The following is an 11908-nucleotide window of genomic DNA, read 5'->3' as shown; positions in this document are numbered from 1 at the left end:
AGCTGGCCATTAAAAAGTAATGAAAAACTGCTCTCATCCGCTCTGACAAAAGATTTCGCAATTCTTGGAGAGGTCTACTATAAATAAACTCGCCGGCCTATACTACTTGAGTTGCGATCGCCCCAACCAACTTATCAATCTCGGCCTCAGTGGTAAAATAGTGAACACAAGCCCGCACGCAGTCAGGAGAAAGAATAGTCCGCACCATAATTCCCTGTTTCTCCAACAAATCGACAAGCTTTTTGTGCGGCATCCCGTTAGTTAATCGAAACGAAACTAAACCCGCTTCCGGCGCAGATGTCCGCAAACATTCCACATCGGGAAGTTCCGACAAACCCTGCCAGAGATACTTACTCAAACGGCAGATTTCTGCATACCTTTCCTCGATCGTACCCCATTCGTATTGCAGGGCGATCGCACTTCGCAAACCCGCATACAAAGGATAAGCCGAAGTCGCAATTTCGTAGCGCTGCGATCCCGACTTCCACCCAAGGACTTTAGCATTAGCATCCGTCACAATTCCCCGCCAACCGATAAACACCGGATGCAAATCTGCCAAAGCTTCAGCACTCACATAAAGCCCGCCCAAACCTTCCGGGCCGCACCACCATTTGTGACCCGTAAAAGCATAAAATTCAACCCCCGATTCAATCAAATTTAAAGGTAAAACCCCCACCGATTGAGCCGCGTCAACTAACACTTTCACTCCTGTTTTATGACATACTTTTACAATCTCAGCCAGAGGCAAAACTTGGCCGGTATTCCACAAAATATGACTGATTACCAACAAGCGAGTATTTGGCTGCAAACTATCAGCAATCACCGCCACCGGATCGCCTTCATTCAAAGTTGCCGCCAACGGACAAACCGAAACCTCAATGTTGAAACGGCGCTGAAGTTCCATTACACTAGCTACAATGCCGGGGTGTTCGCAATCAGAAAGCAGCAAATGGTCGCCCGCTTTCCAGTCAATGCCCCACAGCGCAATATTGCAGCCGACGGTGACATCTTCAGTTAGGGCGATCGTTTCAGGAGGTACGGTCAACTCAGATGCGATCGCACGTCGCGTCAGCATCGCCTCCTGAGCCACCCAAGCCCCCACCTCCCCCGAAAACGGCCCCCCAAGCTGCACCCGTTTGTAAGCACCATAAATCGCCTCTAAAGCAGGCTCAGGCAGCGGCCCTTGTCCGCCGTAGTTAAAATAAGCTTTATTGGCCAAAGCTGGGAATTGTTGCCGGTGATTGTCCTTTGTCATTTTTTTTGGGGAATTATTGATAGCGTTAATATTGAATAACTGATGGTGTGAACTTTCTATCCTGTGACTTTTGCCTCAAGCTAAATAATCAATCCGCGTATCCGTGTCAAAATCTGTGTCATGCTTTCCTTCTAATTATTCTATGCCTTGCGAATACTAAATGTTAATAACTGACAAACTGCTACTTTCCTATCAGCGATGCAATCTCCGAGCATTTTTAGACACCTGCGGAGACTGGAAACAACTAGATCCTCCCAGCGACTTTTTGCTGAAACTGATGCGCGACAGCGCGACATACCAGCAGCAAGCTTTAGAACACGAGACTTACCAACAACCATATTATCCTAGAGGGAATTGGGAAGCTGGCGCGGCCGCTACATTGAGTTTAATGCAGCAAGGGGTCGATCGCATTTACCGAGGAGTTCTGATCCGGGGCGAATTCGGCAAAACCAACGCCACAACAACTTCTCTGGCAGGAATTGACAGTCAATATTTCCCAGAATTTGGCGAAATCCCCGAAACTCCCGTTGATATTTCATCCTCCAATCTTCCCTCTTCCAACATTACCCTGATCGGCCGCCCCCATTTATTAATCAAACAGCCGGGACAATCAAAATTTGGCGATTGGAGTTATATTACTGCGGATATTTGGCTTAGCAAGCGACCAAAACTAGACTATCAAATTATCGCAGCTTTTCACGCCCAAGTTTTAGCTTCCGTGCAGGGAACAATGCCCGAGACTGCGTGGCTGATGCTGCGGAAAAAAGGGCTGTGGGCGGTTAATCTCGACCAGCGAACTCCTCAGATGTTCGAGATTTTAGATGATTGCATTCAGATGATAGAAAATCGAGATAAACCGGAGGTGTTCATTTCCCGGCAAAAGTGCAATCTTTGCGGTTGGTATACAATCTGCCACGCCGAAGCCGAATCAATTAAACATCTTTCATTATTGCCGGGAGTTACTGCCGGCCGCTATGCTAGACTAAAAACTCTCGAAATTACTGATGTAGAAGCTCTCGCTCATGCTAGTTCCGAACTGCTTGCTGATTATCCAGAATTCCCTGACAGAGTTGCTTTTGATGTGGTGCAGCAAGCTCGATCGCACTTGCTAAATCAACCGCTGTTGCGGGAAGAAGGAAGAAGGAAGAAGGAAGAAGGAAGAAGGGAAGAAGGAAGGCACGACACGGATTTTGACACGGAGACACGGATTAACGATCGAGAAGAAGGTAGAAGTGAGAATTCAGAAGAACTTAACTCATCTGAAATCGTACCAGATATTGTAGACAATATCTTGAATGACATCGCAGTTGAGGAAGTAAAAATTAGAGAAAATAAACCTGCGACATCTTCTATACCTGCGCCCATTCTCCGCAGCAAACCAATTCCGTATTCCCAATCTGTCTTTTTGCCGATCGCCCCAATCGAACTCTACTTTGATATTGAAGCGGAACCCGAGTTAAACTTAGATTACCTCCACGGAGTCTTAGTTGTTGACAGGTACAACAATACGGAAAAATTCCACGGTTTTTTAGCAGAATCAGCAGCAGAGGAAGGTGCAATCTGGCAGCAATTTTTAGAATTAATGTGGGCTTATCCAATTGCTCCGATTTTCCACTTTTGCGACTACGAAGTCAAGACTTTTAAGCGACTGGCTAAACTTTACAACACTCCAGCATACTTGTGGAAACCCGTGCTGAAACGGTTTGTAGATATTCACAAACAAGTGACGCAAAAAGCGATTATGCCGGTAGAAAGTTACGCACTCAAACCAATTGCCCGCTGGCTGGGTTTTGACTGGCGAGATGCTAAGGCTAATGGTGCTCAGTGCGTCTGCTGGTACGACGATTGGCTCAAAACCGGCGATCGATCGCTCTTGGAGGCGATCGTCCGCTACAATGAGGACGACTGTCGCGCTACATACATAGTTAAAGATTGGTTGACCAATTTTTTGCTGAATCATGAGCCGTGATTTGTAGATGTAACGAACCGCGAAGGCGCGTTCGGCGAAGCCGTTCCCGAAGGGTAGGGCGCGAAGGAAGAAAGGGAAGAGGAAGATAGGTAATAATGTATTTATTGGTAAAATGCGAAAGCTAGCAAAAGCAACTATATTTATTGTTTGTTTTTTGATGGCAGCAACTGTTGCTATTTGGGTAAACCAGTCAGCCAAATCTTTCGCCGTTACCAAAATAGATTTTATCGGCAGAGCAATATTTCCTACAGGTTCTCCGTTTCAAGGGACGGAAATTGGCGGACTTTCGGGCATTACTTATGATGCCGACAAACAAGTTTATTATGCCATTTCTGATGACCGCAGCAGCAAAGCTCCGGCGCGCTTCTATACTCTCAAAATCAACTTGCAATCTGGTAAACTGGAAAAAGAGCAAATTACTTTTACTGGTGTCACTACTTTATTAGATGAAAACGGTAAAAGTTTTCCTGAATTAAGTTTAGATCCAGAAGCCATAGCTTTTACTGGCAACAGCGTGTTTGTTTCTTCTGAGGGAGATGTCGATCGCCAAATAAATCCTTTTATCAAAGAGTTCTCCCTCGATGGTAAACTCCTGAAAACGCTGGCAATTCCTGAACTGTTTTTGCCCGACGACAAAGGCAGTAAAGGCATCCGCAACAATCTATCATTTGAAAGTTTAACTTTAACGCCCGATCGCAAATACCTATTCACCGCCACCGAAAATGCCTTGGTTCAAGATGGCGCTGTACCTTCCCTGGAAACCGGGAGCCCGTGTCGGATTTTGCGCTACGATGCGGTGAGCGGCAATCCAGAAGCATCGTTTCTCTACATCACCGAACCGCTACCCGCTGGTGCGAATCCTGTGGGAAAATTAACTAGCAACGGTTTAGTGGATTTGGTGGCGATCGACGATAACCGTTTGCTGAGTTTAGAGCGTGCTTTCTCCCTGGAAACCGGAGTTACTGTTAAACTATTTGAGATTTCCTTGGAAAAGAGCGATCGTATTGAAGCACTCGAAAGCCTCCAAAGCCGTCTGGGCGAGGTTTCTCCCGCTCAAAAACGGCTGCTGCTGGATTTGGAAACCCTGAAAATTCCCCTAGACAACATTGAGGGGTTGACATTTGGCCCCGCCCTGGCGGATGCTAGCAGAAGTCTAATTTTGGTGAGCGACAACAACTTCAGTCCCCTGCAAGAGACTCAGATTTTGGGCTTCCAAATAAAAGTTCAAAAAACCTCTTGACAAAAGGTGAAGTTATAGGCATAATAGAAATTGTGCCTGAAAAAACGGCAAAACGAGGGACAGTAGTTCAATTGGTTAGAGCACCGCCCTGTCACGGCGGAAGTTGCGGGTTCGAGCCCCGTCTGTCCCGTTCTCTCGTAAATAGAAAGTTTAAACCTTTCATAAATCTCTTTCTAAATTGAGTTCGTTTGTAGTCAGGACTTCATTGCTCCTGCGGATAAAAAAGGACTAAATTCCTGACTGCGAATCTTATGATATTTACATAGCTAGACATGATTAAGGAGCGGGAAAAGATGACCGTTACAACCATTAACCCCTCACCGGAAAAAACTACACAACGGGTAGTATTATCTAATATCAGTTGGCAGACTTACGAAAGCTTATTAGCAGAAGCGGGAGACAAGAGATCCTCGCGATTTTCATATTTTCAAGGAGTCTTAGAAATTATCATGCCATCTGACTTGCATGAAACTATTAACTGTTTGCTCAAACGGATAGTTACAGCTTTGAGTGAGGAGTTGGACTTGAAGATTAAGGGATTTGGTTCGACGACTCTCAACCGTGAAGATTTAGAACAAGGTGCAGAACCAGATTCATGTTTTTATATCCAAAATGTCGATCGCATTCTAGGGAGAAGGCTTGACATCTCAACCGGTCCTCCCCCAGACTTGGTAATTGAAGTTGATATTACCAGTCCTTCTTCTAATCGATTTGTAGTTTACACACAGCTAGAAATCCCTGAAGTTTGGCGGTATCGGGCACAAACTGTACAAATTTATCAATTGCAAAATCGGGAATATATTACTTGCGATCGCAGTCCGACATTTCCCATCCTTTCTGTAGCAATGCTCAATCAATTCTTGCAGATGGCAGAAACTCAAGATGACAATGCCATAATTCGGTCTTTGCGTCAATGGGCGAACGAGCAGTTGCGATCGCCCGAAAATCAGCAATAATACTAAACTTAATTTAACTAATTCCTTTCTCCCACGGACGATCGACTCCCAGCAGCGCTCAAAGGTGTTGGATAATAAACGGTCGGGCTATCTGATATGTCAGAACCAGTACGATGGGCACGAGGATCGGAATAGCCACTAACAATCCCCATTTGCCAAACTTAATTTTTTGACCGTCCGATTTGAAGAGGACAATCACAGCGACAATTCCCATCAGTACCCAGAGACCGCCGAAGCCAATGAAAACTGTATAGCCTGCATCTTGCATTTTGTTTCCCGCTTTTAATAGTAGTCGATCTTTAATGTTAGTTGCAGTCTGTTTCTACTGACATCTTCTAATAGGTCGATCGAATTTCCCCAATATTACTCATTTCGAGTTTGGTTGGCAGCGGCCTTGACTTTCGCACTCGATCCGCTGAGTTCGATCGCTCATAATTGTTGCTAAATCCGGCCTGCCCGTCAACATCAGCCGCCAGTCTGCCCAAATTCCGTACAGCCAATTCGCGATCGCCCCAACAATCGGTAACTTAGTCACAGCATAAACCCATCCCATACCTAAAATCTCGTAAGTGCGGCGAAAAACCTCCACATTTTTAACCGTCGTACCGTCGGGTAATATCGCGTGAATCCGGCCCATCGCCGTTTCATAGTCGATTCTGCCGTGGGCCTCCGGGTTGTAGCCATCATCCGCGATATCCACAAACGACACTAAACCTCGCCCCGCGTCGCGTTTTTTTAAGAAATTAACCTCCCGCACGCACAAAGGACATTCACCGTCGTACAGCAACTCAATCTGCCAAGCAGGCGCAACAAACTCGGGTGAGGGCGCAACAGATTCGGAAAACTCAGTTTTAGCAGCAGACATAGGGAAATATATTTGAATGTCGTCGATCGCACACAAACATTTTACAAGAATAGGACTTACGCATTGACAAAAAACATCATCTATTATGTATTCTAGACAAGGCCATCACTGAATCGGTTTGCCAAAATATGCTCACGTATAACTGAAGTGAATAGATTCCTTTGGACTTCATACCAGTTACTAATTATTTTTTCCGACCGCATAAACTCCAATTTTACAAATGCTTGAAGTGAACAAAATATATGAGTCTTGATTGCAGAGGTGTCTCTCACCATGAAACGACAAATTCCACATACTTGTTTGATGGCTCTATGAAAGGTTTCAATTTCCCAATGAGTATCATGAATTGTGAGAAATTCATCTCTTGTTATCTCCTGAATCTTTGACTCATCTGGCAAATACAAAATGTAGTGTCTAGAGGCCTCTTTTTTAAAGCTTTTCCTAAACATTTTTACAAATCCAAATTCTTTCCCAGGAGTTCTTAATCCTGATTCAGGAATGACCAGAGTGCTTACCTGGCAATAATTATGTGGCTCATTTGAGACAGTCCTATTTTTTTCAATTCCGAATAGAAAACCCAATTTCTGGTTTTTTAGAAATTTTAAGTTTGACACTCCTGAATACCAACTATCTCCTGTTACTATTCTTGGCTTGACTCCCCAGCTTATTATTTCGCTCACCATTTCTCTCTTCGTAATCGTTTTTGGTTTTTCCCTCCTTTTTGTCATATATTCTGTAATTTATTGGGACTGAATTACCATTAATATCGCTGTAATATAGGGTGATTAAATTTAAGCCAATAATAGTTTTGTGGGCTTTTCCTGACCAAAAATAACTGATTAATTCGGCATTTTTGGGGTTACTGTAAATCTTTTCTATGACTGTATCGTCTACACTCAGTATCCCTCCTTGCAGATTTATTATTTTCTCTATTGTGTTGAATAAATCTTTGGGTTCGTATCTCTCTCTTAACAAAAATCGATTGATACTATCATGTGAAACATTTCCCAATATCTCTGATAACCTGCTACACCCTCCCAACTTTGGCTCTGACATCAATGCAGGAGGTGTAAGTGTCTATATTACATTGTGCTGTCGAGGGTTTAGTTATTTTTCTCATTGTCCGATACCTAGAAAGTAGACGATCCATATTTATCAATGCACTGTTTAGTTATTTTGTCAATGCGTGAGTCCTAAAGAATTATTTGGTAGCCCTACGACAGTTATTTGTGCTTTGAAAATAGTCCCAAAGGTGAATCCAGTCTGGGCCGCCCGCAATGTTAGTATCATCAAGATACCGTTTGCTGACTTGCCGGAGACTGTAGCCCGATCGCCCGATCGTCTATTATCGAGCAATTCGAGGCAAAGCAACTGCCAAGCACAACTGTTAAGCCGGCAACAAACTATATTAAAATTTGTAGTCACAGGAACAGCAAATCCCCAGCCAGCAAATCGCACCTAATCTAAAAGCAAAAATCTACATGAATGTCAGAGTCCGTCTAGCCCCCAGTCCCACAGGAAACCTGCACATCGGTACCGCCAGAACCGCCGTATTTAACTGGCTGTTTGCCCGCAACCAAGGCGGTAAGTTCATCCTGCGGGTAGAAGACACAGACGTAGAACGTTCTAAGAGCGAATACACCGATAACATCCTCGAAGGACTCACCTGGCTGGGTATGGAGTGGGATGAAGGCCCGAGTTTTCAGTCGCAGCGTCTGGAAATATACCGCAAAGCAGTCCAAACCCTTCTAGACAATGGACTCGCCTACCGCTGCTACACCACGTCGGAAGAACTCGACGAAATGCGGGAAGCACAAAAAGCCAACAAACAGGCCCCCCGCTACGACAACCGCCACCGCAACCTGACAAGCAAACAGCGCGCAGCTTTTGAAGGCGAAGGGCGACAAGCTGTGATTCGGTTTATCATCGACGACGATCGCACAATTTCTTGGAACGACATGGTGCGCGACACCGTAACCTGGAAAGGTAGCGACCTCGGCGGCGACATGGTAATTGCCAGGGCATCCAGCGGTGGCGTCATCGGCCAACCACTCTACAACCTCGCCGTAGTTGTTGATGACATCGACATGGCCATCACCCACGTCATCCGCGGCGAAGATCACATCGGCAATACTCCGAAACAAATATTGCTCTACGAAGCTTTGGGCGCGACAATCCCAGAATTTGCCCACACGCCGCTGATTTTAAACACCCAAGGGCAAAAGCTTTCTAAACGCGACGGCGTAACCTCGATTTCTGACTTCAAAGATATGGGTTACGTCCCCGAAGCTCTAGTTAATTACATGACTTTGCTGGGCTGGACTCCGCCGGATTCAAAGCAGGAAATATTTACACTGTCGGAAGCAGCAGAATTATTTACATTCTATCGAGTCAACAAAGCCGGTGCAAAATTTGATTGGGATAAACTCAATTGGCTCAACAGTCAATACCTGCACAAAATGCCAGTGCCGCAATTGACTGATTTGCTGATACCTTATTGGCAGAAAGCCGGTTATGAGTTTGACGCCGAGGCAGACCGCCCCTGGCTCGAACAAATAGCTGCTTTAATCGGCCCGAGTCTCGTTCGCTTAACCGATGCTGTGGATATGTGCAAGTTGTTCTTCTCCACCACGGTGGAATACGAAGAAGAAGCACTCGCACAGTTGCAGCAAAGAGGGGCTGCACAGGCTTTACAAGCAGTTGTAGAAGCTATGGAAAGTCATTCCAGCCTGACATCAGCGGAAGCTCAGAAAATCACTAAAAAGCTCAGTAAAGAGAAAAATCTTAACAAAGGGCTAATTATGCGATCGCTCAGAGCAGCTCTGACAGGTGCAATGCACGGCCCCGACCTGATAGAATCTTGGGTAATCCTTCACCAGCGAGGAACGGCTAAAACCCGCTTGCTTGATGCCATTAGCAACTTGAATTTGCCGGCTGTTGGTGTCGCGGCCGAAACTCCTACCCCAGAACAACCAAAGGCAGAAACAGTCGCCGAAACTCCTGCTACAGAACAGCCAGCAGTCGAAACACCGACTGTTGAAACAGCAGCGGCCGAGGTGACAACAGTCGAAATACCGGCTCCCGAAACAGTCGCAGCCTCGGTTTCAGCAGTCGAAATACCGACTCCAGAAGCAATCTCCGCGTCCGTAACAGCAGTCGAAATACCGGCGGCCGAAACAGTCGGAACGGAGGTCGCAGCAGTCGAAAAATCGCCTGTGGAAACAGTCGGCACCGAGGTTTCAGCAGTCGATATTTCGGCAGTTGAAACAGCCGCAGCAGCAGTTGAAATACCTGCCGCCAACCAGCAAAAAACTATTGCGAGTGGAGAAATGACTTCATCAAACGAACCAGAAACAACCGTTATCATCACCGAAATTCCTGCCGGAAATGAAGCAGACAGTTCGATCGGTACAACAAAAGTCTTAATTACCGAAGAACCGCCAAGTCAGGCCGAGCAGATCAAAGAACAAATTATCTCAATTTTGTCCGAGTTTCCCGCTTACATCGGCAGCTTTTACGAGCAGTACAAAAGTCCCCTGACAGTTGTAGGTTTAATTTTAGCCTCGATTGTCTCTTTGAAAGTGCTTTTGGGAATAGTAGACGAACTCAACGACATTCCCCTGCTAGCACCCACATTCGAGCTAATTGGTATCGGATACGCCGGGTGGTTTGTCTACCGCTATTTGCTGCGATCGTCCAACCGGCAACAATTAGGTCAAGAAATTCAAGCCTTGAAAGAACAAATTCTCGGCAAAAAATCCTAAATTTTTGCTGGTAATTTGTTGAATTATTACCCGACATTGACAATTTTAAATAAGTTGTCAGTGTCGGGTTTTTTTGTAGGAAAGGGCGATTATTTTGGCAATGGGCGATTGAAATCGCTGAGTTTACGGCAACACAAACGAAGTCTGCCTACGCGGACTCATGGTTTAATGGCTAATTCTTTGGTCGAGTGCGCCACCAGACGATCGCAGCCGATCCAAAGGCGATCGCGCAACTCAAAAGAAAGGAAAATAGAAACGGATGCCACAGAATTAATGGTGCGGGGACGTGGTTTTGTTGCAGCGTCTCGAAGAGTTTGTCTGTGCCGCTTGATGCTGCAATTCCTCCGGCTGCTAAACCGACGCCGATCGCCTGTACAGTGCTTTCTAGTCGATCGTCTCGGTTTTTCTCTGCTACCTCGCTCTTGCGGAGTTCGATTTGATTGGCGCGATCGCTCCTTGCTTGTTCTATTTCTACTATCCCTCGAATTGAGGCGATCGCTTGTTCGATTAAGCCTGTTCCGTGTCGGAAATATCCTAAGTCGCCTGCTATTTGCGATCGCATATATGGAGCACTTTTTCTACTGAAGTTATTTAATATTGATAGTTCTTCCTTATCGATTCCTAGTATATCACAAATTTTCGACAAAATGTCAGTGTAATTGTTAAGATTTAGCGCAATTGTATTGTCATAATCTTCGAGTTTCCGCAGCAGGCGAGTATAAGTTACAGCCTTGCTGAAGAGTTGCTTTAACTGTTCCTGAAATTCCTGCAATTGGGCGGAAGTTAATACAGTTCCTCTGGAAAATTGAGCCTGCAAAATCTCCATATTTTTCTCAATAATGCGGTATTCGCGATCGAGTTCGCGGTAAATCTGGCGGCTGTCTTGAAAAGCTTTGATAATTTTGTTGCGGTGAAATAGTAAGTCGAGTATTTCTTCCTGGCAAGTGTTAAAATCCTTGTCGGTTTGTTTGTCGGCAAGCAGCCAGACAAGCAGGTGGCGGTAATTCGCAATATCGCTAATTAAACCGTATTCAAAAATCGGACTGCCAAATAATTTACCAGAACGGTAAAATAAAGGCGGCGAGTCGCTGTGAAATAAGGCATCGCGACATTTATCGGCGAGGGGTTTGAGGGAATCTAACTTATCCGAAGAGTTTTCGGGAAGCCATGCGGTAATTAGGAGAGTTTGACCTAAAAATTTATCGTCGCCACTGATGAGTAAGGCTTGATTTGGGTTGAATTGCTGGATGAAATCGACATCTACATTATCAGCAGTGCCGTCTTCCGGGCAACCTATATTTAAGCAGAAAGCATAGCTGTCTTGAATTTGTAGCGGTTGGGCAAAACCTTCTACGGGCGGATTGCTGTTGAATGTCAGGGCGACATTTGGCAGCAAATCTTCGCGGTAGCTGTGGGAATTTTGGGGGAAAACTAGATGGGGTGTTAGCTGTGTATCGGTGAAGTTGGCGAGGATATTGTCGCAGTGTTTCCACAGAGGATTATGGCGGCCCTGACGGTCATTGTACAGTTGGAAAGCGTATAAATAGACATTGGGGGCAGAAATTTTGTCGCTCATCTTATTGGCGCGGTGGCTATGAATTGGGAAGGCGTTTTTTGAGGTTTTCGGGTAACTCTGGATAGCGGTTTGATAGTTTTGGTTCTTGTGCTTCTTTTTTAGTAGGTTGCGGTTCTAGTTTTCTTTCAATTTTATTGATTTCATCTGTTATTTTAGGATAGTTTGCACACCAATCGCCAAGGGCGTCAGCTACTTCGTTGTTCGATTGGGTGCATCTCACTTTGGCGAGTATGCCCAAAAAGGGTTAAAATGAAAAAGCTAGTAAAATTGCCAAATAAAGATG

Annotated in this window: 10 protein-coding genes, 1 tRNA gene and 2 pseudogenes; 7 read left to right on the top strand and 6 right to left on the bottom strand. The window is 45.3% G+C overall.

From position 1 onward, the window contains the following. Window positions 1–97 precede the first annotated feature (97 nt). Window positions 98–1255 carry an aminotransferase class V-fold PLP-dependent enzyme gene (locus QUA56_RS35405; RefSeq protein ID WP_333368369.1) on the bottom strand — a complete coding sequence of 386 codons (1158 nt, stop codon included), beginning with the start codon at window positions 1253–1255 and terminating at the stop codon, window positions 98–100. Window positions 1256–1415: 160 nt separating this feature from the next. Here QUA56_RS35405 and QUA56_RS35400 point away from each other — a divergent pair, with 160 nt between their 5' ends. The 4 genes from QUA56_RS35400 (at window position 1416) to QUA56_RS35385 (ending at window position 5420) form a co-directional block, all read left to right on the top strand. After that, on the top strand, window positions 1416–3224 hold the full coding sequence (locus tag QUA56_RS35400; protein WP_333368366.1) for a TM0106 family RecB-like putative nuclease: 1809 nt from the start codon (window positions 1416–1418) through the stop codon (window positions 3222–3224). 112 nt (window positions 3225–3336) lie between these two features. Next, the gene (locus QUA56_RS35395) at window positions 3337–4464 is read left to right on the top strand and encodes an esterase-like activity of phytase family protein (RefSeq protein ID WP_333368363.1); all 1128 of its coding nucleotides are present in this window, start codon (window positions 3337–3339) and stop codon (window positions 4462–4464) included. Between the two features lie 56 nt (window positions 4465–4520). Beyond that, window positions 4521–4594, top strand: a tRNA-Asp gene (locus tag QUA56_RS35390). Window positions 4595–4757: 163 nt separating this feature from the next. Further along, window positions 4758–5420 carry a Uma2 family endonuclease gene (locus tag QUA56_RS35385; protein WP_333368360.1) on the top strand — a complete coding sequence of 221 codons (663 nt, stop codon included), beginning with the start codon at window positions 4758–4760 and terminating at the stop codon, window positions 5418–5420. A gap of 58 nt (window positions 5421–5478) precedes the next feature. On the opposite strand, the gene QUA56_RS35380 is transcribed toward QUA56_RS35385, so the two are convergent. The 3 genes and pseudogenes from QUA56_RS35380 to QUA56_RS35370 form a co-directional block, all read right to left on the bottom strand. Next, window positions 5479–5688: a hypothetical protein gene (locus QUA56_RS35380; protein ID WP_333029326.1), complete on the bottom strand. Its 210-nt coding sequence runs from the start codon at window positions 5686–5688 to the stop codon at window positions 5479–5481. Between the two features lie 99 nt (window positions 5689–5787). Then, window positions 5788–6285 (bottom strand): DUF393 domain-containing protein, encoded by a 498-nt coding sequence (locus tag QUA56_RS35375; RefSeq protein WP_333368357.1) that lies wholly within the window; start codon window positions 6283–6285, stop codon window positions 5788–5790. A gap of 92 nt (window positions 6286–6377) precedes the next feature. Next, a pseudogene (locus QUA56_RS35370) lies at window positions 6378–7405 on the bottom strand (IS701 family transposase). A 132-nt stretch (window positions 7406–7537) separates the two neighbouring features. Here QUA56_RS35370 and QUA56_RS35365 point away from each other — a divergent pair. The 3 genes and pseudogenes from QUA56_RS35365 (at window position 7538) to QUA56_RS35355 (ending at window position 10049) form a co-directional block, all read left to right on the top strand. Further along, entirely contained in the window at window positions 7538–7747 is a 210-nt protein-coding gene (locus tag QUA56_RS35365) for a hypothetical protein (protein ID WP_333368354.1), read from the top strand. 19 nt (window positions 7748–7766) lie between these two features. Continuing rightward, window positions 7767–9206, top strand: a pseudogene (gltX, locus tag QUA56_RS35360) (glutamate--tRNA ligase); the annotation flags it as partial. A 408-nt stretch (window positions 9207–9614) separates the two neighbouring features. Next, the gene (locus tag QUA56_RS35355) at window positions 9615–10049 is read left to right on the top strand and encodes a CAAD domain-containing protein (protein ID WP_333368372.1); all 435 of its coding nucleotides are present in this window, start codon (window positions 9615–9617) and stop codon (window positions 10047–10049) included. Window positions 10050–10221: 172 nt separating this feature from the next. Here QUA56_RS35355 and QUA56_RS35350 read toward each other — a convergent pair whose 3' ends face one another. After that, window positions 10222–11625: a hypothetical protein gene (locus QUA56_RS35350; RefSeq protein ID WP_333368351.1), complete on the bottom strand. Its 1404-nt coding sequence runs from the start codon at window positions 11623–11625 to the stop codon at window positions 10222–10224. Window positions 11626–11641: 16 nt separating this feature from the next. Continuing rightward, a complete protein-coding gene (locus QUA56_RS35345; RefSeq protein ID WP_333368348.1) occupies window positions 11642–11845 on the bottom strand; it encodes a hypothetical protein in 204 nt (67 codons plus the stop codon). Window positions 11846–11908 lie beyond the last annotated feature (63 nt).

Source organism: Microcoleus sp. N3A4, from assembly GCF_036701805.1.
Lineage (GTDB): Bacteria > Cyanobacteriota > Cyanobacteriia > Cyanobacteriales > Microcoleaceae > Microcoleus.
This window is presented reverse-complemented; position numbering and strand designations above follow the sequence as displayed.

Coding starts and splice junctions, on each gene's coding strand:
- QUA56_RS35405 (WP_333368369.1), bottom strand. CDS start 1,255: ATGACAAAGGACAATCACCGGCAACAATTCCCAGCTTTGGCCAATAAA.
- QUA56_RS35385 (WP_333368360.1), top strand. CDS start 4,758: ATGACCGTTACAACCATTAACCCCTCACCGGAAAAAACTACACAACGG.
- QUA56_RS35395 (WP_333368363.1), top strand. CDS start 3,337: ATGCGAAAGCTAGCAAAAGCAACTATATTTATTGTTTGTTTTTTGATG.
- QUA56_RS35375 (WP_333368357.1), bottom strand. CDS start 6,285: ATGTCTGCTGCTAAAACTGAGTTTTCCGAATCTGTTGCGCCCTCACCC.
- QUA56_RS35400 (WP_333368366.1), top strand. CDS start 1,416: ATGTTAATAACTGACAAACTGCTACTTTCCTATCAGCGATGCAATCTC.
- QUA56_RS35355 (WP_333368372.1), top strand. CDS start 9,615: ATGACTTCATCAAACGAACCAGAAACAACCGTTATCATCACCGAAATT.
- QUA56_RS35350 (WP_333368351.1), bottom strand. CDS start 11,625: ATGAGCGACAAAATTTCTGCCCCCAATGTCTATTTATACGCTTTCCAA.
- QUA56_RS35380 (WP_333029326.1), bottom strand. CDS start 5,688: ATGCAAGATGCAGGCTATACAGTTTTCATTGGCTTCGGCGGTCTCTGG.